Source organism: Microbacterium sp. MYb66 (assembly GCF_002979435.1).
Lineage (GTDB): Bacteria > Actinomycetota > Actinomycetes > Actinomycetales > Microbacteriaceae > Microbacterium.
In genome coordinates, this window is the sequence record NZ_PCOV01000001.1 from 737319 (window position 1) to 762509 (window position 25191).

22 protein-coding genes are annotated in these 25191 nt (G+C 68.4%); 4 read left to right on the forward strand and 18 right to left on the reverse strand.

The features are described 5' to 3' along the window. Positions 1 to 36: 36 nt before the first annotated feature. The 4 genes from CQ045_RS03530 to efp all read right to left on the reverse strand — a co-directional run bounded on the left by CQ045_RS03530 (position 37) and on the right by efp (position 5678). Positions 37 to 1614, reverse strand: a complete 1578-nt coding sequence (locus tag CQ045_RS03530) for a Rieske 2Fe-2S domain-containing protein (RefSeq protein WP_105721263.1) — start codon at positions 1612 to 1614, stop codon at positions 37 to 39. An 81-nt stretch (positions 1615 to 1695) separates the two neighbouring features. Further along, a complete protein-coding gene (locus tag CQ045_RS03535) occupies positions 1696 to 4656 on the reverse strand; it encodes a DEAD/DEAH box helicase (RefSeq protein ID WP_105721264.1) in 2961 nt (986 codons plus the stop codon). Positions 4657 to 4703: 47 nt separating this feature from the next. Continuing rightward, complete coding sequence (gene nusB / locus CQ045_RS03540) at positions 4704 to 5114, reverse strand: transcription antitermination factor NusB (protein ID WP_105721265.1); 411 nt, start codon at positions 5112 to 5114, stop codon at positions 4704 to 4706. Positions 5115 to 5117: 3 nt separating this feature from the next. Beyond that, complete coding sequence (gene efp, locus CQ045_RS03545) at positions 5118 to 5678, reverse strand: elongation factor P (RefSeq protein ID WP_105721266.1); 561 nt, start codon at positions 5676 to 5678, stop codon at positions 5118 to 5120. A gap of 343 nt (positions 5679 to 6021) precedes the next feature. Here efp and CQ045_RS03550 point away from each other — a divergent pair, with 343 nt between their 5' ends. Further along, complete coding sequence (locus CQ045_RS03550) at positions 6022 to 6333, forward strand: hypothetical protein (RefSeq protein ID WP_105721267.1); 312 nt, start codon at positions 6022 to 6024, stop codon at positions 6331 to 6333. Between the two features lie 13 nt (positions 6334 to 6346). Here CQ045_RS03550 and aroQ read toward each other — a convergent pair whose 3' ends face one another. The 11 genes from aroQ to CQ045_RS03605 form a co-directional block, all read right to left on the reverse strand. After that, positions 6347 to 6781 carry a type II 3-dehydroquinate dehydratase gene (gene aroQ, locus CQ045_RS03555; protein WP_105721268.1) on the reverse strand — a complete coding sequence of 145 codons (435 nt, stop codon included), beginning with the start codon at positions 6779 to 6781 and terminating at the stop codon, positions 6347 to 6349. Then, positions 6778 to 7866: a 3-dehydroquinate synthase gene (gene aroB, locus CQ045_RS03560; protein ID WP_105721269.1), complete on the reverse strand. Its 1089-nt coding sequence runs from the start codon at positions 7864 to 7866 to the stop codon at positions 6778 to 6780. Before aroB ends, aroQ begins: the two co-directional genes overlap by 4 nt. Next, positions 7863 to 8381, reverse strand: a complete 519-nt coding sequence (locus tag CQ045_RS03565) for a shikimate kinase (RefSeq protein ID WP_105721270.1) — start codon at positions 8379 to 8381, stop codon at positions 7863 to 7865. Before CQ045_RS03565 ends, aroB begins: the two co-directional genes overlap by 4 nt. Continuing rightward, a complete protein-coding gene (gene aroC / locus CQ045_RS03570; RefSeq protein ID WP_105721271.1) occupies positions 8365 to 9594 on the reverse strand; it encodes a chorismate synthase in 1230 nt (409 codons plus the stop codon). The genes CQ045_RS03565 and aroC overlap by 17 nt, the downstream gene beginning before the upstream one ends. Positions 9595 to 9654: 60 nt before the next feature. Then, positions 9655 to 10467 carry a shikimate dehydrogenase gene (locus CQ045_RS03575; RefSeq protein WP_105721272.1) on the reverse strand — a complete coding sequence of 271 codons (813 nt, stop codon included), beginning with the start codon at positions 10465 to 10467 and terminating at the stop codon, positions 9655 to 9657. Positions 10468 to 10471: 4 nt separating this feature from the next. Next, positions 10472 to 11971 (reverse strand): endolytic transglycosylase MltG, encoded by a 1500-nt coding sequence (gene mltG, locus CQ045_RS03580; protein WP_105721273.1) that lies wholly within the window; start codon positions 11969 to 11971, stop codon positions 10472 to 10474. 2 nt (positions 11972 to 11973) lie between these two features. Then, a complete protein-coding gene (ruvX, locus tag CQ045_RS03585; RefSeq protein WP_105721274.1) occupies positions 11974 to 12447 on the reverse strand; it encodes a Holliday junction resolvase RuvX in 474 nt (157 codons plus the stop codon). Continuing rightward, positions 12444 to 15104, reverse strand: a complete 2661-nt coding sequence (alaS, locus tag CQ045_RS03590; protein ID WP_105721275.1) for an alanine--tRNA ligase — start codon at positions 15102 to 15104, stop codon at positions 12444 to 12446. The genes ruvX and alaS overlap by 4 nt, the downstream gene beginning before the upstream one ends. A gap of 55 nt (positions 15105 to 15159) precedes the next feature. After that, positions 15160 to 15348: a hypothetical protein gene (locus tag CQ045_RS03595; protein ID WP_105721276.1), complete on the reverse strand. Its 189-nt coding sequence runs from the start codon at positions 15346 to 15348 to the stop codon at positions 15160 to 15162. 111 nt (positions 15349 to 15459) lie between these two features. After that, the gene (gene rpsD, locus CQ045_RS03600) at positions 15460 to 16089 is read right to left on the reverse strand and encodes a 30S ribosomal protein S4 (protein WP_105721277.1); all 630 of its coding nucleotides are present in this window, start codon (positions 16087 to 16089) and stop codon (positions 15460 to 15462) included. Between the two features lie 182 nt (positions 16090 to 16271). Then, positions 16272 to 17654: a replication-associated recombination protein A gene (locus tag CQ045_RS03605; protein WP_105721278.1), complete on the reverse strand. Its 1383-nt coding sequence runs from the start codon at positions 17652 to 17654 to the stop codon at positions 16272 to 16274. Positions 17655 to 17755: 101 nt separating this feature from the next. Between CQ045_RS03605 and CQ045_RS03610 the strand changes: the two genes are divergently transcribed. Continuing rightward, positions 17756 to 18058, forward strand: coding sequence for a hypothetical protein (locus tag CQ045_RS03610; RefSeq protein WP_105721279.1), 303 nt, complete (start codon positions 17756 to 17758; stop codon positions 18056 to 18058). 42 nt (positions 18059 to 18100) lie between these two features. On the opposite strand, the gene CQ045_RS03615 is transcribed toward CQ045_RS03610, so the two are convergent. Continuing rightward, positions 18101 to 18862 carry a winged helix-turn-helix domain-containing protein gene (locus CQ045_RS03615; protein WP_105721280.1) on the reverse strand — a complete coding sequence of 254 codons (762 nt, stop codon included), beginning with the start codon at positions 18860 to 18862 and terminating at the stop codon, positions 18101 to 18103. After that, positions 18859 to 20742, reverse strand: a complete 1884-nt coding sequence (locus CQ045_RS03620) for an NAD(P)/FAD-dependent oxidoreductase (RefSeq protein ID WP_105721281.1) — start codon at positions 20740 to 20742, stop codon at positions 18859 to 18861. Before CQ045_RS03620 ends, CQ045_RS03615 begins: the two co-directional genes overlap by 4 nt. Before the next feature lie 214 nt (positions 20743 to 20956). On the opposite strand from CQ045_RS03620, the gene CQ045_RS03625 reads away from it, so the two are divergent. Next, entirely contained in the window at positions 20957 to 22315 is a 1359-nt protein-coding gene (locus CQ045_RS03625; RefSeq protein ID WP_181156426.1) for a DUF349 domain-containing protein, read from the forward strand. A 63-nt stretch (positions 22316 to 22378) separates the two neighbouring features. Next, positions 22379 to 22930, forward strand: a complete 552-nt coding sequence (locus tag CQ045_RS03630) for a type IV toxin-antitoxin system AbiEi family antitoxin (protein ID WP_105721282.1) — start codon at positions 22379 to 22381, stop codon at positions 22928 to 22930. On the opposite strand, the gene CQ045_RS03635 is transcribed toward CQ045_RS03630, so the two are convergent. Further along, on the reverse strand, positions 22917 to 25169 hold the full coding sequence (locus CQ045_RS03635; RefSeq protein WP_105721283.1) for a bifunctional (p)ppGpp synthetase/guanosine-3',5'-bis(diphosphate) 3'-pyrophosphohydrolase: 2253 nt from the start codon (positions 25167 to 25169) through the stop codon (positions 22917 to 22919). The two genes, CQ045_RS03630 and CQ045_RS03635, sit on opposite strands and share 14 nt — an antisense overlap. Between the last annotated feature and the right edge of the window lie 22 nt (positions 25170 to 25191).

Below are 25191 nucleotides of genomic sequence, written 5' to 3' on the forward strand. Positions count from 1 at the left end.
GACGTCAGTCTATCGGAGCGGGAGGGCTCCGGTGGATCAGCTCGCCTCCTGCAGCACCGGGTCTGTGACCTCGTCGATCTTGGAGGAGCGGATCGGGTGGCCGGCGGTGGAGAGGCAGCGACCGGTCTTCAGGTCCCACTTCCAGTCGTGCATGCTGCAGGTGAGGATGCCGTCCTCGTCGACCGTGCCCGTGCGGGTGAGGTCGGCACGGAGGTGCGGGCACCGGCGCTGCACGACCCAGTCGCCGATCTCGGCGTCCTCGGTCTGGTCGGTCTGCTCCTGGTACCAGTTCTCGACGTACTCGATCCGGTCGACCGAGAGGCACTTGAGGAACGTGGTGAGGAACTCGTTGAACTTGCCGCTGCGGCCCACCGAGAACTGCATGGAGAGGAAGATCGAGTTCGACCAGTCGATCTCGTGATCGACGATGTTCGTCGAGACCAGGCCGGCAGGGATCGTGTACCAGTACACGCACTCCTCGCCCGCGTACTCGCGGACCTTCGCACGGGGGAAGTCGACGACCATGTCGAGGTCGCCGATGCGGAATCGCACGCACCCTCCGACGCCGAGTCGGATGGTGCGGGACTTCTTCAGCAGCGGCTCCCACCACGTCTTGATCGCCTCGAGCATCTCCGCGGGCGGGATGATCGCGGCACGGGACGCCTCCTCGTCGCGGATCTCCTGCTGGCGGCTCGCGCGCTGCTCCTCGAGGTAGTCCCACTTCTCATCGAAGATGTGCGAGATCTCGGCCTCGGTGTAGAGCGTCTGCTCGCTCGTGACGCTTCCCCCGTCGACCGTGACGACGGTGCCGGGGATGAAGAGCTGGCCGTCGTACTGCGGCGCGAGCTCCTTCATGTGCGCGAGGAACTGCTTCTGGTCGGTGAAGATCGACTCGCCGTTCTTCCCGAGGCCGTTGAAGTCGAACAGGTCGTCGCGCAGGAACATGGGCGGGCCCGCCATCGGGAAGACGTGCGGGGCGTCGACCTTCTCGATGTAGTACATCGCGCGCTTGTTCTGCGCCTCGCGCTTGAGGCGCGCGAAGTTCTGCTTGGCGTCGAGCGGCAGGTCGTAGACCATGGGCCACCAGATCGCACCGGAGACCTGGGTGAAGTAGGCGTCGGGCTTGCCGAAGTCGAGCAGCTTCTCGAGGTCGAGCGGGTGCGAGTCGTTCTGGTTGAGCATCGAGCCGGTGCCGTCGTCGACGCTCAGCGAGGAGTCGCCGATCGGGCCGTCGCTCGGGGCGCGGAGCGGCGTGATCATCATCTTGAGCTCACCGCGCTGGATGACCTGACCGGCCGGGGCGTAGGTGATGTTCGTGTAGCCGAGGGCGCGGATGTCCTTCTCGAGGTCATCGGTGGGATACTCCGGGAGCAGCACCTCGATGTCCTTGCGGATGTACCGCTCGAGCAGCTTCGGGTCGAAGTGATCGCGGTGGCGGTGGGAGATCCAGAGGAAGTCGGCCTCACGCCCGAAGCGCTCCCAGTCGAGGCCGCGGTTGTCGGGGAACGGGAACCAGGATCCGTAGAACGAGGGCCCGAGGACCGGGTCGCAGATGATGTTCCCGCCCAAGGTCTCGATGAACATCCCGGCGTGGCCGAGTCCCGTGATCCGCATTGCATTCCTCCCGAAAGTGAACCGTTCGATTGTACCGAGGGCTCCCTGTGCGCCCGGTCGACCGGGCCGGGAGTATTCGGGTCAGCCCTCGAACAGTCCGCGGATGTCGTCGGCGGAGAGGGACTGCGCGAACAGCGCCTCGTCATCGAGGACGGCAGTGAACAGCCGGGCCTTGCGACGCTGCAGATCGAGTACCTTCTCCTCGATCGTGCCGGCGGCGATCATCCGGTAGACGAACACCTGGCTGTCCTGCCCGATACGGTGCGTGCGATCGACGGCCTGCGCCTCCGCTGCGGGATTCCACCACGGATCGAGCAGGAAGACATAGTCGGCCTCGGTCAGGGTGAGCCCGAATCCGCCGGCCTTCAGGCTGATCAGGAACACCGGCTGCTCCCCCGAGGTGAATCCCTCCACCACCTTCTGCCGGTGACGGGTGGACCCGTCCAGATGCGCATAGGGGATTCCGGCGGCGTCCAAGCGTGCCGCAGCCATGTCCAGGAACGACGTGAACTGGCTGAACACGAGCGCTCGGTGTCCTTCCGCCTGCAGCTCGATCACGCGCTCGAGCAGGACGTCGAGCTTGCGGGAGCCGATCTTCGCGTCCTCCGGATCGATGAGACCGGGCGCGAGGCTGAGCATGCGCATCAAGGTGAGGGAGCGGAACACGATGAACCGATTGCGGTCCAGATCTTCCAGGAGGCCGAGCACCTTCTGCCGTTCCCGCTGCAAAACGGTCTCGTAGAGGGCACGGTGGGATGAGCCGAGTTCGATCTCGAGGATCTGCTCCTGTTTGGGCGGAAGGTCGGGCGCGACGAGTTCCTTGGTGCGTCTCATCAGCAGCGGTCGGATTCGCCGACGCAGCTGCGCGAGGCGGCGTTGCCGGTAGGCCCCGCCTTCCTCGTTCTCCGGGACCTTCCCCTGCTCGATCGGCTGGATGTACTGCTCCCGGAACTTCCGTGCGGACGCGAAGAGACCGGGAGCGGTGAGCTTCAGCAGCGCCCACAGCTCACTCAGGCTGTTCTCCATAGGGGTTCCGGTGACGGCGAACGTCACATCCGCGCGGAACGAGGCGACGGCGCGATGCAGCTTGGTCGCCGGGTTCTTCACGAACTGCGCCTCGTCGAGGATGAGCCCCGCCCAGGAGATCGCGGCGTACTCGGCTTCATCGAGGCGTGCGACCGCGTACGTCGTGATCACGACGTCGGCCTCGAGAAGCGCGTCGGCCAAGGCCGGACCCTGGGTACTGCCCCGGAGCATCACTCGGAGCGCGGGCGCGAATCGGGCGGCCTCCGTGCGCCATGTGGAGAGCACCGAGGTGGGCACGACCACGAGGAACGGCCGCGTCTCCCCCGCTTCACGGGCGTGGAGGATGAGCGCGAGCAGCTGGAGCGTCTTCCCCAAGCCCATGTCGTCGGCGAGGATTCCGCCCAGACGGTGCCCCCAGAGAAAGGCGAGCCAGTCCAGGCCCTCCTGCTGATACGGGCGGAGCTCCGCGGTGAGTCCGTCCGGCACCGACACCGCGGGCACCGACGTGGCGCGACGCAGACCTTCCGCGGTCGCCCGCCATGTCACGGCAGGCAGGGCCTCGTCGGCCAGATCTTCGAACTCTTCCCAGAGGTCGGTCTGGTAGCGGCTGATCCGTGGGCCGGTCTCCCATTCCTCGAGTTCGCTCGATTCGTCGATCAGCTCGCGCAGCCGGTCGAGCGCGCGGTGATTCAGGGAGAAGTAGCTGCCGTCCACGAGGAGGAGCTTCTTCTTGCCCTTGCTGAGCGCCGTGAACAGCGGCTCGAACGGGATCGTGCGCCCGTCGATCTTGACGAGGACCCCGAGGTCGAACCAATCGGGGTCGGTGCTCTCCACCGTGGAGACGGTGATCTCCGGCTCCCCGGTCAGCTCGTGATAACTCTTCCGACGTCCGGAGACGACGAGAGTGACACCTTCGGCCTCGAGCGCCGGCACGACACGGGTGACGAACTCGGCAGCTGCGACGTCGTGGAACGACCCCGCGGGCGCGAGCTCCTCCCCCAGATGTTCGGTCCAGACCAGCTGCAGCGCTTCGCGCTGACGATCCTCCGCCGCCAGGTCGCGCACCGCATGCCCGCTGGGCGCGAAGGGCACGGATCCGAACCCCTGGTAGTCCCACTCGAACGCGTACTTGACCGTGTCGCCGCGATGGAACGACAGTTGCAGCGTCGGACGCGGCGCCGGCAGCTCGGGGAGTTCGACGCGCCCCACCGGTCGCACGACGATGCGGCGTGCGAGCAGCGGATAGGCGTCGCGGAGGAAGACGGACTCCTCCGCTCCCGGCACGGTGACGCCGCCCCGGGCGCCGAGCAGGGCGCGGACGGGTTCGCCGACGGGAACCTCGGCGAGCGTCACGCGGAGCCGCGTTCCTTGCTGCACGACCTCATACACGCCGTTGTGACCGATCGGACGCACCGCGAGCGGATCGGCCCCACGCCCGTCGATCGTGACGTCGGGGCGCACGAGGAGTCCGCCGTCACGACCGCGTTCGACGGTCGCGCCGATCGTGGCATGCTCGGCGAGCACGACCGTAGTGCTCTTCTGGGTCGCGACCAGCGGGATGCCGAGCTCCGCACCCGCACGCAGATGCCCCCAGAGCAGCCCGGACTCGATCAGATCGGCGACGAGCCAGTCGCCGGCGGTTCCGGAGAGGAGCGTGTCCCGCGCGATGCTCAGCAGATCGGCGAACCACCGCGACCGATCGCGACCATACTGCGTGGGAGAGCGGCGCACCGCATCCCACGTGGCCGCGCCCTGCACCCACGCGCCGGTCGAGGCGCTCGTCTCCAACGGACGGATTCCGAGCAGGATCTCGCCGGTGCGCTTGGCGACATCGCGCGCCGTCGCCGAGCGCTGCGGGCGGGACGCCCACGGGTTCGCTCCGCGTCCGTCGCGCAGACGGAGCTCGACCCCGAGGGCGAGCTTCATCTGCGCGTCGCCACCCGAGGATGCGAGGATCGACCGCCAGTCCGCCGCCGAGGAGTCCTCGGAGCGGGACGGATCGAGCGGGAGGGCCATGCCCCCATCCTCTCCGACACCGCCGACAGTGCCTCGCGTCGGACGGGTCAGGCGGCGCGAGCCACCCGAGCGAGGACACCGTGCACGAACGCACCGGAGTCGTCGGTCGAGAACTCCTTGGCGAGTTCGACGGCCTCGTCGATCGCAACAGCCGTGGGCACCTCGTCGTTGTAGAGGATCTCCCACACGGCGATGCGGAGCAGGGCGCGGTCGACCGCGGGCATCCGCTCCAGCTTCCAGTCACGACTGTGGGTGGTGATGTGCTCGTCGATCTCGTCGCGCTGGTCGATGATGCCGTCGACGATCTCGCGGGCGTAGAGCCAGGAAGCCTCGCGAGCGGGCTCGCTCGCGGCACGCTTCGCCTCCGCGGCCAGCGTCACCGCGACGTCGTCCCCGCGCACATCGGCGGAGAACAGGATGTCGAGAGCGCGCTTGCGCGCCTTCGTCCGGGCGCTCACGCCTTACTTCTCGCGGCCGAGGTAGTCACCCGTGCGGGTGTCGACCTTGACCTTGGTGCCGGTCTCGAGGAACAGGGGCACCTGGATCTCGTAGCCGGTCTCGAGGGTCGCGGGCTTGGTTCCTGCCGACGAGCGGTCGCCCTGCAGACCGGGCTCGGTGTAGGTGACCTCGAGGATCACGGAGGCAGGAAGGTCGATGTACAGCGGGTTGCCGTTGTTCATCGCGATGGTCACTGCCTGGTTCTCGAGCAGAAAGTGCTTCGCGTCGCCCACCGTCGCCGCACCGACCGTGATCTGGTCGAAGTCGGTCTGGTCCATGAAGACGTAGCCGTCGCCGTCGGTGTACAGGTACGTGTAGTCGCGGCGGTCGACGTTCTCGATCTCGATCTTCGCGCCCGCGTTGTACGTGCGGTCGACCGTCTTGCCGGAGACGACGTTCTTCAGCTTCGTGCGCACGAAAGCACCGCCCTTGCCGGGCTTGACGTGCTGGAACTCGATGACGCTCCAGAGCTGCCCGTCGATGCTGAGGACGACGCCGTTCTTGATGTCTGCGGTAGATGCCATGCGCTGCGAGTTCCGTTCGTGAGTCTGCGGGGTCGGACGAGGCCGACAGTCGATTCTAAGGGATGAGCGGGCACGGGCCCACACGGAGACTCTGCCGACCTCTGGTGCACTGCGAGAAGGCGCTGCGTGGCCCGCGGGCCGGGATGACCAGGGGGCCGCTCCGATGCGGTGCCGAAAACGCCCGTCACAAGGGAACCTAGACAACAGCCGTCGTCACGCACACCCCGTTGACGAGAGCCGCTCGGACGCTCAACCTGGAGCTGGAACAGGAGATGCGGCCATGTCCGGAAGAGCATCGCGCAGGCGGAGTCAGCCGCCCGACTCAGGTCTGGATCCGACGTGGATGACCAGCCAGCCGTCCCTGAGGACGTCGTCCGGCGGCATCTGGCTCCTCATGGCGTCTCTGTTCGCCATGTTGAGCCTCGCACTTCTGATCGCGATCGTGGTGAACGGAGGACCGGCGGCGTCCGTGGCACTCGTGACCGCGACACTGGTGGTCGGTCTCCTCATCGCGATGGAGGTCGTCCGGCGAGTGGTGGGTGAAGGCCCGCCCCGGTTGCGGGCCCTGGCGGGGTGCTTCCTGAGCATGGCGCTCATCGCGCTCGCCGGGATGGTGGTCTGCGTGATGATCGTATGGATTCCGGTGACGCGCTGAGTGCGGTCCGCGTTCAGAGGTGGGCGTTGAGCTCCCGCACGGCGTCCGCGTACCCTTCGACGCCACGCCCGACGACCCGCACGGCAGCGACGTCGTGCAGGTACGAGTGGTGGCGGAACTCCTCGCGCGCGTAGACGTCGGAGATGTGCACCTCGGCGAACGGCAGTGACACTCCCGTGAGCGCGTCACGGAGCACGACGGAGGTGTGGGTGAGACCCCCCGGGTTGATCACGATGCCCACGCAGTCTTCGCGCGCGGCATGTATCGCATCGATCAGGACGCCCTCGTGATTGCTCTGCACCGCGCGCACCTCGAGCCCCTCGAGGGCGGCGGCCCGGGCCGTGACCCGCTCCACGTCGGCGAGCGTCGCGGTGCCGTAGACCTCCGGCTCTCGGGTGCCGAGGAGGTTCAGATTCGGCCCGTTCACCAACAGGATGCGGCGGCTCACGCCCCGACCTCCTGGTACGCGGCGAACATCAGCGATTCGTCCGGTGCCTGCAGCACCGTGGGCTTCGCGATGTCGTCGAGCAGGATGAAACGCAGCATCCCGCCACGACTCTTCTTGTCCCGCTGCATCGTGGCGAGCAGCTGCGGCCACGCGCCACCCCGGTAGGACGTGGGAAGACCCAGCGACTCCAGGATCGTGCGGTGGCGTTCAGCGGCGGAATCCGACAACCGGCCCGCGAGTCGCGAGAGCTCGGCGGCGTACAGCATGCCGACGGAGATCGCCGCGCCGTGGCGCCAGCGGTACCGCTCGGCGTGCTCGATCGCGTGCCCGAGCGTGTGTCCGTAGTTGAGGATCTCGCGAAGCCCGGCCTCGCGGAAGTCATCGGACACGACCTTCGCCTTCATGTCGATCGCGAGTTCGACGGTGCGACGGAACTCATCCGTCGTCGTGTCGACCGCACGCGCGGGATCTGCCTCGATGATGTCGAGGATCTCCGGCGCCCAGATGAATCCGGCCTTGACGACCTCAGCGAACCCGGCGGTCGCCTCGTTCGGGCTGAGGCTCGCGAGCTCGTCGAGATCGCCGATCACGGCACTCGGCGCCCAGAACGCGCCCACGAGGTTCTTCCCCTCCGCGGTGTTGACGCCGGTCTTACCGCCGACAGAGGCATCGACCAGACCCAGGACCGTGGTCGGGACCTGGATCAGCTGTACTCCGCGGAGCCAGGTGGCGGCGACGAACCCTGCGAGGTCGGTCACTGCTCCCCCGCCGTATCCGACCACCGCATCGCTGCGGGTGAAGTCGGCCTGTCCCATGACCTGCCAGCAGAAGGCTGCGACCTCGATGCGCTTGCCCTGCTCGGCGTCCGGAATCTCCGCCAGCAGCACCTCACGCGGCCCCTCCGCGGTGTCGGCGAGGAGCCTGTCGCGCAGGTCTGCGGCGCGAGCCGCGAGCGTCGGCGGATGCACCACCAGGATCTTACGCACACCCGGTGCGAGGGCGGCCGAGACCCGATCCAGGACTCCGCGTCCGATCGTGATGTCGTAGGGGTCGTTCCCGGTGACGCTGATGCTCGTCGTGCTCATCGCTGTTCTCTCTTCCATGCCACGATCTCGTCGGCGATCTTCTGCATCGGTCGCCGCGACGTGTCGAACGTCGCCGAGGCGACCTCCGCGTACCAGCCGCGACGCTCGTCGAAGATCCTCTTCCAGCGCTCGATAGGATCCTCACCCGAGAGCAGCGGGCGGTTGCTGCCGCGGAGCCTGTCCGCCACCGCTTCGGCGCTCACCGTCAGGAACACGACCGAGTGACCCCGCAGCAGCTCGCGGGTCACCGCATCCGTGACAGCGCCTCCTCCGAGCGAGATCACTCCGCCTTCGGAGATCGCGTCGGCCACGGCACGACGCTCGAGGTCTCGGAAATGCGGCTCCCCGTGGTCGGCGAAGATGCTCGGTATCGGTCCGTGCGCAGCCACGATGCGCTTGTCGGTGTCGACGAACTCGACGCCGAGTCGGCGAGCGACGCGTCTGCCGACGCTGGTCTTGCCGGCGGCCATCGGGCCGACCAGCACCAGCGTCAGCGGATCAGCCGCGCTCGTCATGCGCGATGAGCGCCGCCTCGGACGCGGGGGTCGTGCGCAGCTCGGCGGGGATGCCTGCCAGGTATCCGTCGAGGTTGCGACGCGTCTCGCGGATGCTGTCGCCGCCGAACTTCTCCAGCACGGCGTTCGCGAGTTCGACCGCCACCATGGCCTCGGCGACCACACCGGCTGCCGGCACTGCGCACACGTCCGAACGCTGGTGATGGGCCGTGGCGTCGTCTCCGGTCGCGATGTCGATCGTGCGCAGCGCATGCGGCACGGTGGCGATCGGCTTCATCCCGGCGCGTACGCGCAGGACGGTGCCGGTCGACATGCCGCCCTCGGTCCCCCCGGCACGGTCGGACCCGCGCGTGATTCCGTCTGCGGTCGCGAAGAGCTCGTCGTGGGCCGCAGAGCCGCGACGACGCGTGGTCTCGAAGCCGTCGCCGACCTCGACGCCCTTGATCGCCTGGATGCTCATGAGCGCCTGGGCGAGGCGTGCGTCGAGACGTCGGTCCCAGTGCACGTGCGAGCCGAGTCCCGGGGGCAGCCCGTAGGCGAGTACCTCGACGATGCCACCGAGCGTGTCGCCGTCCTTCTTCGCATCGTCGACCTCGGCCACCATCAGCGCGGAGGTCGCGGCGTCGAAGCACCGCAGCGGATCAGCGTCGAGCGCCTCGACGTCATCCGGTGCGGGCAGCGGCGAGCCGTCGGGCACCCGCACCGGTCCGATCGACAGCGTGTGGCTGACGAGGCGGATGCCGAGCTCGCCGAGGAAGGACCGGGCGATCGCGCCGAGTGCGACGCGAGCGGCAGTCTCACGCGCACTCGCACGCTCCAGGATCGGACGGGCCTCGTCGAAGTCGTACTTCTGCATGCCCACCAGATCGGCGTGGCCGGGACGCGGACGCGTGAGAGGAGCGCTGCGCCCGCGGGACTTGTCCGTGAGCTCGACGGGCTCGGGGTTCATGACCTCGATCCACTTCGGCCACTCAGTGTTGCCGATGCGCAGGGCGATCGGGCTGCCGAGGCTCTTGCCATGGCGCACACCGCCGGAGATCGTCAGCTCGTCCTGCTCGAACTTCATCCGCGAGCCGCGGCCGTAGCCCAGCTTGCGACGAGCGAGATCGGCCTGGATGGCTTCGGAAGACACAGGGACGCCGGAGGGCAGACCCTCCATGACGGCGATGAGTTCTGGGCCGTGCGATTCGCCGGCCGTGAGCACGCGGAGCATTGCTCCAGTCTCCCACGGGTTGGAGCCCCTCCCGCGCCGCGTTTCGTCCGGGCCTCGAGGTCAGAGCGCCGCGCGCATGGCTGCCACGACCACGTCCTCGTCCGGAAGCGTGATCGCGGGGTCGCCGTGGTGGAAGATCCGGATCTGACGCACGGCCTGGTGCAGCAGCATCCCCAGGCCGGAGACCACGACGCCGGATCCCCAGCCCGCCGCGAGAGCCGAGGGCCACGGGGCGTAAGCCGCGTCGAAGAGCGCTCCGCCGTTCTCGCCCAGCGCGGCGGTGGTCAGCTCGGGGAGCGACGTCCCGCTGGGGAGAGTCGCGATCGTCAGGTCGACGGCCACGACGGGCCCGACGAGAGGTCCGGCTTCGACGACGACCCCCAGCCGCTCACCGAGGGCGACGAGGCCGGAGGCGCGCTCGGGTCGTCGGGCGCGCACCTCCGCACGGGAGGCCCCGATCTCGGCTGCCGCGACGAGAGCGGATGCCGCGGTCGCGCCTGCTCCGAGGATGCGAACGGTCTCGGCCGCAGCGACATCAGCCTCGGCCAACGCGTCGATGATCCCGCCGACGTCGGTGTTGAATCCGGCGGTCTCGTCCCCCAGAAGCAGGGTGTTGACGGCGCCGGTGAGCTCCGCGTGGCGGTCATGCCTCCCGGCGGCGCGGAACGCCTCCTCCTTCAACGGCATGGTCAGCGAGAGTCCGCGCCAGGTCCCGTCGAGCGCGCCGAGATTCGTCACGAAATCCTCGGCGGAAACCTGGCGTCGCCCGTACTCCCAGTCGAGTCCGAGCACGCGGTACGCGGCGGAATGCAGGTCCGGGGACTTGGAGTGCGCGATCGGATCGCCCCAGACCGCCAATCGTGAGCGCGTCACCGTCTCAGCAGCCGCCGTCCGGGTTCGCCCGGCACCACTCGCGCCACTTCTCGATCCCCTGCTCGTGCTCGGCCATGGTCTCGGAGAACTGCGTCTCCCCCGTGGCCAGGTTGATCGTGACGAAGTACAGCCACGGTCCGTCAGCGGGTTCCATCGCCGCCTTGATGGCCGCGTCGCTCGGGCTGGCGATCGGTGTCGCCGGCAAGCCGGTGCGCACGTAGGTGTTCCAGTCGTTGTCGTCCTCGAGCGCTTCCTTCGAGCTTGACACGACGCCCTCGTGGAGGGATCCGTATCCGTACTGCGCCGTCGAATCCATCTGCAGCTTCATGTCGATGTCGAGGCGGTTCTGGATGACTCGCGACACCTTCGCGAAGTCGTCGAGGCGCCCCTCCCGCTGGATGATCGAGGCGATCGTCAGGATCCGCTCGGCGTCTTCGGCCGGAACACCGGCGCCGTCGAGTGCTTCACGCGTGCGGTCGACCATGCGCTGGATCACCTGAGGTGCGGTGACGCCGGGATCGAACTCGTAGACCGCCGGGAACAGCCAGCCTTCGAGAGTCGGCGCATCGACGCCGTAGGCGGACGGATCCTGCACCGCGGCCTCGAAGTCGGCCAGCGGAAGCCCGAGGGTCTCCGCCATCGAGGGAAGCGACGAGACGATCGTGCCGCCCTCGGAAACCGAGACGGCGTTCGCCATCTTGTTGGCATCGTCCCTGAGAGCCTCGAGTGCGGCCTCCGCCGTCATCTTCTTCTGCAGGCGGTACACGCCGGGGTAGAACGTGACGGCGAGGTTCTCCTCGACGATGTAGTCGTAGAAGACGTCCTCGGTCTTCGTGACTCCGGCCTCGTAGAGGGCGGTGGAGACCGGCGAACCGGTGTCGCCCTGCTTGATCGTGACGAGTGCCTCCCCGGTCGCGAGACCCGGTTCCCAGTCCTTCGACTCGCCCCAGCCGAGAGCGTCGCTGATCTTGTCTCCGTAGGTGTTGGCCACCCAGACACCGGCGGCCGCGATGCCACCGAAGATGGCGAGGACGATGATCAGAGCGATCAGGCATCCCTTTCGGCGCTTCTTCTTCGGTCGCGCATCGACGTGGTCGTCGTGGGGCACGAACAGGTCGTCGAGTCCTCCGCCGATGACCGGCTCGGGTGCGGCCCCGCCCTCGGGAGTCACCTGGGGCATCGCGCGTGTCGGCGTCTCCGCGGCGTCCGCCGAGGCGCGAATCGGGGTCGGCGAGGGCACAGCATCATTCGATCGCACCGCATCATCCGCCGAGGCGCGGACCGGGACAGGAGACGGCTCGGCGGCAGCGCTCGCCGTTCCCCGCGCCGGGGTGGCGGTTCCCTCGCCGGCAGCTGCTTCCCGGGCGGCGCGGCGCGACCCGGGAGCGGGCGCGCTGTTGTCGACAGTCGGGCTCTGGCGCGTGGGATCGGGCAGATTCTCGAACAGGTCGCCCAAGCGGGCGTCGGGGTCGTGCGGGGGCGTTGCGCTGTCACGTTCGGACATCGTCAGGCGTGCTCCTCGTCAGGCGGGATCGTGGCACCGGCCGGGTTTCCGGTGCTCTTCTCCGTGTCGATCGCCTGCTGCAGAAGCACCACGGCGGCGACCTGATCCACAATGCTACGAGACTTCTTCTGAGATCTCCCGGAACTGCGCAGGGCCGCGTGTGCCGTGACGGTGCTGAGCCGCTCGTCCACGAGTCGCACGGGAATGCCGCTCCGCTGCTGCAGGGCGGCGGCGAACTCGCGTGCATCCGTGGTCGACAGGGTGTCGGCACCCTGCATGTTCACCGGGAGTCCGACGACGAACTCCATGGGCTCGTACTCCCCCGCGAGCTGCACGATCCGATCGATCGACACCTCGTCACGGGGAACCGTCTCGACGGGCACGGCGAGCATTCCGTCAGGATCGCAGCGCGCGACTCCCACCCTCGCCCGACCGACGTCGATGCCGAGCCGCACACCGCGGCGGAACCCGCTCACGCGACGCGCAGCTCCTGGGCGATGGCCTCGAGGGCCGCGGGAAGGGCCGCCGCATCCGCGCCGCCGCCCTGGGCGACGTCGTCGCGACCGCCGCCGCCGCCGCCGAGCACCCCGGCGGCGCGCTTCGCGAGCGCGCCGGCCTTGGCGCCCGCCGTGCGGGCCGCGTCGTTGGTGGCCACGACCACGACCGGTCGCCCGTTGACGACCGCGCCGAGGGCGACGACTGCGGCATCGGATCCGAGTCGTTCGCGAACGCCGTTCACGAGGTCGCGCACGTCATCTGCAGACGCCACCTCACCGAGGTTCTGCGCAGCCAGGCGGAATGCTCCGACGCGGGTCGCGGCGTCGACGATCGCGGGAACCCGTCCCGCACGCTCCTTCGCCTCGAACTGCGCGATGCGCTTCTCCGCCGTCTTCAAGCTCGCGGTCAGATCTGCGATCCGCTCGGGAAGCTGCTCGCGCGGGGTCTTGAGCGAGCTGGTGAGCTGCGACACGATCGCCCGCTCCGCAGCCAGCTCGCGGAAGGCGTCCGCACCGACGAGCGCCTCGATCCGACGGTTGGATGCACCGACGGAGGACTCACCGACGAGGCTGACCAGCCCGATCTCCGCACTCGTGTTCACATGGGTGCCCGCGCACAGCTCGCGCGACCAGGGACCGCCGATGTCGACCATGCGCACGACGTCGCCGTACTTCTCGCCGAACAGCGCCATGGCGCCGGCTTCCTTCGCCTCATCGAGCGAGACGATCCGCGTGGTCACCTCGAGGGCGTCCTGCACCGCACGGTTTGTGATCTCCTCGATCTCGCTGCGCGTGTCGGTGGACAGCGCCTGCGACCAGGAGAAGTCGAAACGCATGTAGCCGGCGCGGTTCAACGATCCGGCCTGCGTCGCGCTCGGGCCGAGCGTGTCGCGGAGCGCGGCGTGCACGAGGTGCGTGGCCGAGTGCGCCTGGCGGGCGGCGCGGCGGTTGGCCGCATCCACGACCGTCGTCGCGATGTCGTCGACCGCCACGCTTCCGCGGGTGACCTCGACGGTGTGACTGATCAGCCCGGGAACAGGCTTCTGCACGTCGAGCACCTCGAGCACGTAGCCGGGGCCGACGATGGTGCCCTTGTCGGCGACCTGTCCGCCCGACTCCGCGTACAGCGTGGTCTCGGCGAGGACGACCTCGGCGATCTGTCCCTCAGCGGCGCTCCGCACCGGGACGCCGTCGACGAGGAGTCCGAGCACGCGGGATTCGACCTCGAGAGCGGAATAGCCGTCGAAGCCGGTCTCACCCAGTGCACGGAGTTCGCGATAGACCGACACGTCGGCGAGCTGCCGCTTGCGGTTGCGGGCGTCGTCCTTGGCACGCTGACGCTGCTCCTGCATGAGCGTGTCGAAGGCCGCGCGATCGACGTCGAGTCCGGCCTCCTCGGCGACCTCGAGCGTGAGGTCGATCGGGAATCCGTAGGTGTCGTGCAACAGGAACGCCTCGGGTCCGCTGAGCGTCTTGCCGCCGCCCTTCCTGGTCTCGTCCAGAGCCAGATCGAGGATGGTCGAACCGGCGACGAGCGTGCGGCGGAAGGTCTCCTCCTCGGCGAAGGCGGATGCCGAGAGCACCGACCAGTCCTTCTCGAGCTCCGGGTAGGTCGTCTTCATCACATCACGCGATGCGGCGAACAGTTCGGGGAAGACGGGCTCGTCGACGCCGAGCAGTCGCATGGAGCGGACCGTGCGGCGCATCAGGCGGCGCAGAATGTACCCGCGCCCCTCGTTCGACGGGCGCACCCCGTCGGAGAGAAGCATGAGCGAGGAGCGCACGTGGTCGGCGACGACGCGGAAGCGCACGTCATCCTCATGCTGCACGCCGTACGGGCGTCCGGAGAGCTCGATCGCGCGGTCCAGCACCGGACGCATCTGATCCGACTCGTACATGTTGTCGACGCCCTGCTTGAGGAACGCGACGCGCTCGAGCCCCATGCCGGTGTCGATGTTCTTCATCGGCAGCTCGCCGACGATGTCGAACTCCGTCTTGCCACGGATGTTCTCGATGAAATCCTGCATGAACACGAGGTTCCAGATCTCCAGGAACCTCGTGTCGTCAACGGCCGGCCCGCCGTCCTTGCCAAAAGCGGGGCCGCGATCGAAGAAGATCTCCGAGTCGGGACCGCCCGGTCCGGGCTGCCCGGTGTTCCAGTAGTTGTCCGCACGGCCGAGACGCTGGATGCGCTCCGGCTTGAGCCCGATGATGTCGCGCCAGATCGCCTCAGCCTCGTCATCGGTCTCGTAGACGGTGACCCACAGGTCCTTCTCGTCGAAACCGAGACCGCCGTCCGACTCCGACGACGTCAGCAGCTCCCAGGCGTAGCGGATCGCGCCTTCCTTGAAGTAGTCGCCGAACGACCAGTTGCCCAGCATCTGGAAGAACGTGCCGTGACGGGCGGTCCGACCGACCTCTTCGATGTCGTTGGTGCGGATGCACTTCTGCACGTCCGCGATGCGCGGATGCGGAGCGGGCACGACCCCCGTGAGGTACGGGATCATCGGGACCATGCCGGCGACGGTGAACAGCAGAGACGGGTCGTCGCTGACCAGGGATGCCGAGGGGACGATGAGGTGGTCGTTCTTCTCGAAGAAGTCGAGGTAACGCTGCGCGATCTCCGCAGTTTTCATAGAGTGCCGGGTGTCCTTGCGTGAAGATGCCGCGCCGGAGCGCTGCTGCGGTGGTTCAGTTCTTGCCCGGCTCCGTGAGCCGTGCCTCCTGCTCGCGGTAGGCGTCGCCGATGATCGCGGTGAACCCGTTGATCCGGGCGTCGACCTCGGCGAGGATGTCATGACCGCGCGGGTCCTTGTTCATGAAGTGAGCCGCGACGAAGCCGCCGATCACACCGATCAGGAACCACTGCAAGCTCTTCATGTCGTCATCCTTGCCCTTGACCCGCGAAGGCGCGGTGTCACCATCGTATGCGGAAACGACAGGAGGCGTCGGGAATCCCGACGCCTCCTGCCTGATTGCTCTTTCGCTGGATCAGCGAGCCGCGTAGTACTCGACGACGAGCTGCACTTCACAGGTCACGGGGACCTCGGCGCGCTTCGGACGACGGACCAGGCGGGCCTGGAGCTTGTCGAGCTCGACCTCGAGGTAGCCCGGAACGGGGGGCAGGACCTCGGCGTGACCGCCGGCTGCTGCCACCTGGAAGGGCTCGGTGCCCTCGCTCTTGGCCTTGACGTGGATGAGCTGGCCCGGCTTCACGCGGAACGACGGGCGGTCGACGAGCTGGCCGTCGACGAGGATGTGGCGGTGCACGACGAGCTGGCGAGCCTGAGCCGTGGTGCGGGCGAAGCCCGAACGCACGACGAGCGCGTCGAGGCGCATCTCGAGCAGCTCGACCAGGTTCTCACCCGTCAGGCCGTCGAGGCGGCGAGCCTCGTTGAACGTGTTGCGCATCTGCTTCTCGCGGATGCCGTACTGCTCGCGCAGACGCTGCTTCTCACGCAGACGGACGGCGTAGTCGCTGTCAGCCTTGCGCTTGGTGCGACCGTGCTCACCCGGAGCGTAGGGACGCTTCTCGAGGTAGCGGGCGGCCTTCGGGGTGAGCGGGATGCCGAGGGCACGGCTCAGACGCACCTTGCGGCGGTCCTGGGACTTCGTGGTCACGAAGCTGTCCTTCCGATGACGTGGTCGCGTCTTTCGCGACTCACGGACGTATCGTCCGCGTTCTGCCTTGGAGCGCACGCCGGGGCGCCAGCAAGGTGTGGTGTGAACGAGGAGATGCCCGAAAACTCGGTTTCGAGCCGGTCAAGTCTAACAGATCGCGACTCACCGACCGATCGGACGGATCAGCGGTCACCCAGGATGCGTCGGATGCGCTCGAGGCGCGAGCCGATGTCACGCTCCGCGCCGAGGTTCTTCGGCTCGTAGTAATGCCGCCCGTCGAGCTCGTCCGGAAGGTACTGCTGAGGCACGACGCCGAACTCGCTGTCGTGCGAGTACACGTATCCGCGACCGTGGCCGAGGCGCTTGGCTCCCGGATAGTGCGCGTCCCGCAAGTGCAGCGGCACCCGGCCGAAGCCGCCGGCGCGGATGTCGGCGATCGCGGCATCGATACCCACATACGCGGCGTTCGACTTCGCGGTGGTCGCCAGGTACACGGTGGCCTCGGCGAGCGGGATCCTCCCCTCCGGCATCCCGATGAAGGCCACGGCGTCGGCGGCGGCGACGGCGATGCTGAGCGCCTGCGGGTCGGCCAGACCGACGTCTTCCGACGCCGAGATCACGAGACGCCGGGCGATGAAGCGCGGATCCTCCCCCGCCTCGATCATCCGCGCGAGGTAGTGCAGCGCCGCATCCGGGTCGGAGCCTCTGATCGACTTGATGAAGGCACTGATCACGTCGTAGTGCTCGTCGCCCTGCCGGTCGTAGCGCAGCAGCGCCTTGTCGACGGCCTGTGCGACGTCGTCGGCGGAGACCTCGGGCACCGCGGTGGCACGGGTCTCTTCACCGGCATCATCATCGGTGGCGGCGTCGGTCGCCGCTGCGGTCGCGTGCGACAGAGCCACAGCGGCACCCGCCTCCAGGCCCGTCAGGGCGCGCCGGGCATCGCCGGACGCGAGCCGAACCAGAGCGGAGCGCGCCTCGTCGCTCAGCACGACGGCGCCGTTCAGCCCGCGCGCATCGGCGACCGCCCGGTCGACCAGCAGGCCGATGTCGTCGTCGGTGAGGGGCTGGAGGGTCAGCAGCAGTGACCGCGAGAGCAGCGGCGAGATGACGGAGAAAGACGGATTCTCGGTCGTCGCGGCGATCAGGATGACCCAGCCGTTCTCGACGCCGGGGAGGAGCGCGTCCTGCTGCGCCTTCGTGAATCGGTGGATCTCGTCGAGGAAGAGGATCGTGGTCTGCCCGTAGAGGTCGCGCTGGGTGATCGCCTCCTGCATCACCTCCCGCACGTCCTTCACACCCGCGGTGATCGCGGAGAGCTCGACGAACCGCCGACCGGATGACCGGGCGATGGCCTGCGCGAGCGTCGTCTTCCCGGTGCCCGGCGGCCCCCACAGAATGATCGACACGGCTCCCGGCGAGCTCGCCTCCGGGTCGGCGAGGGCGACGATCGGCGAGCCGGCGCGGAGCAGATGACGCTGTCCCGCCACCTCGGCGAGCGACACCGGGCGCATGCGCACGGCGAGGGGCGTCTGCCCGGAGAGCAGCGCGGCAGGAGACGTCATCCCTCCAGGCTAACGGCGGCCGCCGACACTTCGGCGACCCACCCGTCCCGGTAGGCTCTCAGGCGACGTCGTGAGCGACGTCGGGATGGGAGATCCAGGGCATGGCCGCACGCGGTTCCAAGAACGCACAGGCACGCACGTCGGCGGAGCGCGCACGTCTGCACACCGCGCGCACGCGCTGGCACGAAGGGCAGATCCGCCGTCGCGTCCGCGACAACACGATCGCCGCCATCGTCGGAAGCCTCATCGTCATCGCGGCGATCGGCAGTCAGGTGGTGCACGCCCAGGTCACCGCGCCCGAGCCGGAGCCCACGCCCACACCGACCGTCGAGCCCACCACGGCGCCGACCGAAGCTCCCGCGGAGACGCCGGCGCCCGACATCTCGGAGCCTCCGGCGGAGTAGACGTCTGAGCGGTCCATCGCTCAACTCAGGGATCTTCCCTGCTCAGCGCTCCGCCACGGCGAGGCGATAGCCCCGCTTGACCACCGTCTGGACCAGGTCGATCGAGCCCAACGACTCCCGCAACCGTGCGACGGCGACCTCCACCGCACGACCGCTGCGCTCGCCGCCGGGAAGTCGCCGCCCGAGCTCCGTCCGCGAGAGCACGCGTCCGCGGGCGAGCAGCAATGCCTCCATCAGTCCGGCCGCGCCGCGGGACAGCGGAACGAAGCGGTCATCGAGCACGACGCCACAGCTGCGCACCTCGAGGCGTCCGGCCTCGGTGAGGAGCGACCGCGCTCCACCGGCGTAATACGCGACGACGCAGCCGGCAAGTCCCGCCGGCGTCGGCTGCTCGACGTATCGTGCGGGGAGCCGCGCATCCTGCAGTCGGCGCGCTTCCTGCTCATCGGTCGCGATGAGCAGCAGCTGTCCCGCTTCGGCTCGTCGGCGATTCGCCTCGATCGCCCCGGTGCTCGATGCCGCCTCGATCCACGATGCGGAGGACTCCGTGAAGAGCACGGCGTCCGCGCCACCGAAACCCGCTCGGTGCACCGCACGACGCAGCAAGGCCGGAGCAGGGGTGTCTGCACGCGACGCCAGGACGCGCATCACCTGCGCGCCGTCGCCCGTGAGCGCTCGTTCGAGCACATCGGTGCCGGCCGCGCGACTCGTCGGGAAGCGCCCTCCCGCCGCCCTCGTGTCGACCGAAACGATGATCCTGCACCCCGCGAGGACATGGCTCGCCGCCGAACTCCCGCTCGTCATGCGGGGTTCTCCGCACGGAACGAGGAACCACTGAGCACACCGCCGTTCCGACCTCGTTCTCCCCAGCCGATCGTCACGGTCGAGTCATGACTGTGACGCTGCAGTCCGAGGGCGCCCGAGCCCGCCGACGGCTCGCCTGTCGGCCGCGGCGCCTCCTCTGAGAACGGCGCTCCGGCGTCGGGGAAAGAGGCAGCGCATCCGAGCCCCGCGACACCGAGAAGATGCCGCAGCTCCGCGTGCTGGTCCCGACGAACCCCTTCCAACTCGATCCGTGCACGGACGATCTGCGGCCGCAGGCCGAGGTCCTGCGCGATGCGCCCGATGTCGATGAGATGAGCCGCCGTGAGATCTCCTCCCGTCGCCGACGACACCACCACTCGCGTCCCGACCGGTCGGACAGGATCGTCCGGCTGATCACTCTCCGCCCGACGTCCGGACACGATCCGAGGAGAGTCCTCAGCGAGCTCGATGAGCGCGCGAGCCACAGCCAGGGTGCAGCGTTCACAAGCGGGCTCCCTCCCGAATCGCACTCCGACGGCACTGAACGTGAACAGCCCCGCCCCGCGGAATGCCGCGAGGAGTTCCCGCTGGGGCATACCGAGGTGGACGCAGACCGCGGCGGACTCGTCGCGATCATGCGCTGTGCGGAACAGCTCGGCGGCGACCTGTCCCCGAGACGCGGCCCCGACGAGCCGGCGGAGCGAACCCTGACCGCTCGTGTCACCGACGAGGACTCCGCCGAGGAGCATCTGCGCGTCGTCGCTGAGCACGAGCTTTCGGTACACACCCTCGCTACGAGAACGATGCGTGACGACTTCGACGGAATCTGCGGCGCGGGGCTGCGATTCGCCGAAGCTCGCGAAGTCGATTCCGGCGATGGTGTGGTGGATGTGATCGTCGTGCCCCAGGAAGCGCCTCTCTCCCCCGAGCAGCCGCGCCGCCGCCACCTCCGCCATGGCGCGTGCGGGAGCGGCAGCATCGATGCAGCGTCCCTCGAAGCACGCGGCCTCCCCGATCGCGAGGATGTGCGGATCCGATGTCACGCACCCGTCGTCGATGATCACACCTCCGTGCGGGTGCACCTCGAGCCCGGCGTTGCGCGCGAGTTCGTCGCGCGGACGCACGCCGACGGTGAAGACCACAACATCGGCGCGCTGGAAGGAGCCGTCCTGGAACTCGAGCGCCGTGACCGCACCTGAGTCGTCCGCGTCGAGGCGCGTCGTCCTGGTTCGGGTGCGGACGGCGATGCCCCGTTCCTCGAGGCCGGCCTGCAGCATGCCAGCGCCGGCTCCGTCCAGCAGCGCTGGCACGAGCTGATCCGCGTACTGCACGATCGTCGTGCCGACGCCCGCGTCGTCGAGCGCGACTGCGGTCTCGAGCCCGTGCAGCCCACCTCCGATCACGACGCCCCGCAGCGGACGACCGAGGGCGCGGGATCGGGAGTCCACGAACTCCTGCACCGACTCCGCGTCCTCGATCGTTCGCAGCACGAAGCACCCGGGGAGCCGAGCTCCTGAGACCGCCACCCGCGCCGCGAACGACCCCGTCGCGAGGACGAGCGTGTCGTAGGAGTATGTCCGCCGGGAGCGCGTCCGCACCGTCCGTGCGGACGGGTCGATGCGCAGCACCCGATCATCGCGGATCAGCCGCACGCGATCGTCGCGGAAGACGGCGCGATCGAGCGAGAGTTCGGCGGCATCGGCCCCGGAGAGCAGGCCGGCCAGGGCGGATCTGTCGTACGGGCCATGACCCTCATCGCCGATCACCGTGACCCGCACCGCGGCGCCGGGCTCGCGGAGCAGGTGCTCGACGAACCTGTGCGCCGCCATCCCCGCTCCGACGATGAGGATCTCTCTCGGCGGGGATGTGATGTCCTTCATGCTGCTCCTGTCGACCGGAAGACTGTCGTGCTCGCGACGATAGGAGGAACGTGTTTCCCGGAGATGACGAGGACTGTCTCCTCCGTCGAAAGTTCTCCTCACGAAAAGGTAACGACCACGAGCGACAGCGGGGCCTCACCAGTGGTGCTCGGGCGTACTAGGCTGAGCCTCGTCCTTTCCGCCTCCCGCGGCCCGACCGCGCAAGGAGAATCACGTGTCTGCCACCGAGCCTTCGAAGCCGACTCCGCCCGTTCCCGCACCGCCTGCCGTGCCGATGCCGCCGAAGACGCCCAAACCGGCGGTGGTCGCTCCCGCTGCGCCCGCGCCGTCCCCGGCAGCCTCGTCGACCTCTGCCGAATGGGGCCGCGTCTCCGACGACGGCACCGTCGAGGTACGCGAAGGCGACACGTGGCGGGTCGTCGGGCAGTATCCCGACGGCACGCCCGACGAGGCGCTCGCCTATTTCGTGCGCAAGTTCGACGACATCGCCTTCAAGGTGCACACCCTCGAACAGCGCAAGCAGGCGGGTGGGGCGTCGGCGAGCGACCTCGCGAAGCAGGCCTCCCACCTCATCGACGAAGCGACGGATGCCGCCGCCGTCGGAGACCTCGCAGGACTCCATGACCGGCTCAACGCTCTGACCTCCTCGCTGTCCGAAGCGACAGAGCAGGAGGCGCAGCAGGCCAAGGAGCTCGTCGACAAGGCGATCGCCGAGCGTACGGCGCTCGTCGAGAAGGCCGAGGCCATCGCCGCGCGCGACCTCACCAAGGTGCAGTGGAAGCAGGTCACAGCCGAGCTCGGTGAACTGTTCGACGCATGGCAGGCGCAGCAGCAGAACGGTCCCCGCCTGTCGAAGGGCATCTCGCAGCAGCTCTGGAAGCGGTTCCGTGACGCCCGCGCGGTCGTCGACAAGCAGCGCCGCGCGTTCTATTCCGAGCTCGACGACGCGCACAAGAGCGCCCGCGACGTGAAGACCCGTCTGGTCGAGCGTGCCGAGGCTCTCGCGCCGCGCGGCACCGACGGCATCCCCGCCTACCGCACGCTGCTGGATGAGTGGAAGGCCGCAGGTCGCGCAGGCCGCAAGGCCGACGACGCGCTCTGGGCGCGGTTCAAGGCCGCGGGCGATGCCCTGTACGCGGCTCGCGCCGAGCAGTCCGCGGCCGAAGAAGCGGAGTCCGCTCCGAAGATCGAGGCCCGCGAGGCTCTTCTCGAAGAAGCCAAGGCCGTCGCCGACGAGTCGAACATCAAGCGCGCTCGCGCCCTCCTCACGCGTATCCAGCGTCAGTGGGACGAGATCGGCCGGATCTTCCCGCGGGAGAAGGAACGAGCACTCGACGACAAGCTCCGCGCGATCGAGCAAGGCCTGAAGGGCCGCGAGGACGTGGACTGGAAGAAGAACAACCCCGAGACCAAGGCACGCGCGAACGACATGAGCTCGCAGCTGCTCGAGGCCATCGAGAAGCTCGAGGCCGAGGTCGCTGCCGCCGAGAAGTCCGGCGACAAGAAGGCGGCGAAGGCCGCGGCCGACGCGCTCGAGGCTCGTCGGGCCTGGCTCAGCGCGCTCGGGGGCTGATCGGTTCTCCACAGGTCACCCGCGAACACGAAGACGCGGGGTGCACTGCGCCAGACTGGCGTGATGCACCCCGCGTTTCTGTATCTGCCCGGTGAACGATTGAGCCAGCCGGAGCTGAGCGCCGCCCGGATCGACGGCCATGTCGTCGAGGTCGGGGACGCGTATGTCCCCGCAGATCTGGTGGAGAGCGCGGATGTCCGAGCGAGCGCCGTCGCCACCCTGGTTCAACCCGGCGCAGCGGCATCCGGTCCGACCGCCGCCTGGATCCACGGCGCCGGCGACACGCCGCCCGCCGTGCATCACGTCCGGCGATGTGTCGAGCGACGGCTCCGACCGGTGACCAGCGCGCGACTGGTCTTCCACGACACCGTGATTCCGGCATCCGACGTCCAGGTGATCGGCGGCATCCCGGTCTCCACACCGGTACGGACGATGCTGGACCTCGCGACGACGCTGCACCGTGACCCTCGGGTGCTTACTTGGATGAACCGTCTCGCGATCGTGTGTCCGGAGACGCCCGAAGCCGCTCGCACCGCGCTGCGGGGCCTGCGCCGGGTTCCGGGAAGCCGAGCAGGAGCAGCCGTGCTGGAGCGGCTCGCGCTCAGGACGAGGTGACGCGGTAGACGTCGTACACGGCGTCGATCCGTCGGACGGCGTTGAGCACGCGGTCCAGGTGCACGGCATCGCCCATCTCGAACACGAACCGGCTGAGCGCGAGACGCTCGTCGGTCGTCGTCACCGTCGCGGAGAGGATGTTGACGTGATGCTCGCTCAGCACCCGCGTGACGTCCGAGAGCAGACCGGAGCGGTCGAGTGCCTCGACCTGGATCTGCACGCGGAACACGCTCTTGGTGGTCGGCGCCCAGGACACCTCGACGAAGCGGTCCTGCTCGGCGCTCAATGCCTTCACGTTGACGCAGTCCGCGCGGTGCACCGAGACACCGCTGCCACGGGTCACGAAGCCCACGATCTGGTCGCCGGGCACCGGAGTGCAGCACTTCGCGAGCTTCACGAGGATGTCGTTGGCACCGCGAACGAGCACCCCGGAATCCCCGGAACGGGGCTCGCGCGTCGGCACGCTGCCGGGAAGGTCGATGGTGCCGGTGTTCGGGTCGTTGGCCGCGACCAGCGCGGTGACCTTCTCGAGGACCGACTGCGTCGAGACGTGCCCCTCCCCGACCGCCGCGTACAGCGCGGAGACGTCTTCGTAGTGCAACCCGCGCGCGACCTCGGCGAACGAGTCCTGGCTCATCAGCTTCTGCAGCGGCAGGTTCTGACGGCGCATCGCGCGAGCGATGGCCTCCTTGCCCTGCTCGATGGCCTCTTCACGGCGCTCTTTGGTGAACCATCCGCGGATCTTGTTCCGTGCGCGCGTGCTGGCGACGAAGCCGAGCCAGTCCTGACTGGGGCCGGCATCGGGGTTCTTCGAGGTGAACACCTCGACGACGTCGCCGCTCTTCAGCTCGGATTCCAGCGGAACCAGGCGTCCGTTGACCTTCGCACCCATGGTGCGGTGGCCGATCTCGGTGTGCACGGCATAGGCGAAGTCCACCGGAGTCGCGCTGGCCGGAAGCCCGATCACACGACCCTTGGGGGTGAAGACGTAGACCTCCTTCGCGCCGATCTCGAAGCGGAGCGAGTCGAGGAACTCCCCCGGATCGGCCGTCTCGGCCTGCCAGTCGGAGATGTGCGCGAGCCACGCCATGTCGGTGTCGGAGGCGCGGACCTCGGTCTTGCCGCCGCCGTTCATCCGCTCCTTGTACATCCAGTGCGCGGCGACACCGTACTCCGCCTGCTGATGCATCTCGTGCGTGCGGATCTGGATCTCGACCGTGCGCCCGGCGGGGCCGATCACCGTGGTGTGCAGCGACTGGTAGAGGTTGAACTTGGGGGTGGCGATGTAGTCCTTGAAGCGTCCGGGCAACGGGGTCCAGCGCGCGTGGATGGCGCCCAGGACCGCATAGCAGTCCCGCACCGAAGCGACCAGGACGCGGATGCCGATCAGATCGTAGATGTCGTCGAACTCGCGGCCTCGGATGACCATCTTCTGGTACACCGAGTAGAGCTGTTTCGGACGACCGACGACCTTGCCCCGGATGCGGAGATCGCGCAGATCCTCGTCGATCTCCTCGACGACCTGGTTCAGGTACTTCTCGCGCTGAGGCGTGCGCTGGGCGATCAGGCTGTGGATCTCGTTGTAGATCTTCGGATGCAGCACCGCGAAGGAGAGGTCTTCGAGCTCCGACTTGATCGCCTGGATACCGAGGCGGTTCGCCAGCGGAGCATAGATCTCCAGGGTCTCCTTGGCCTTCTTCGAGGCCTTCTCCGGAGGGACGAATCCCCAGGTCCGCGCGTTGTGCAGGCGGTCGGCCAGCTTGATCAGCAGGACGCGGATGTCCTTCGACATCGCCACGATCATCTTGCGGACCGTCTCGGCCTGAGCGCTCTCGCCGTACTTGACCTTGTCGAGCTTGGTGACCCCGTCGACGAGCATGGCGACCTCATCGCCGAACTCGGCCGTCAGATCGGTCAGGGCATAGCCCGTGTCCTCGACGGTGTCGTGCAGGAGTGCAGCCGCGATCGCTCGCGGCCCGAGACCGAGCTCGGCCAGGATCTGTGCGACCGCGAGCGGGTGCGTGATGTACGGCTCACCGCTCTGGCGCTTCTGCCCCTCGTGCTTCTCCTTCGCGACCGCATAGGCCCGCTCGATGACGGAGAAGTCGCCCTTCGGATGGTTCGCACGAACCGTCCGGATCAGGTTGTCGAGGTCGTTGATGCGGGACGCGCGGGAGAAGATGCGGGGAACCAGCCGTCGCAGACTCGATCCCTGCGATGACGTCTGCGGTTCCGCCATCAACTCACCTCCCGATCAGTTC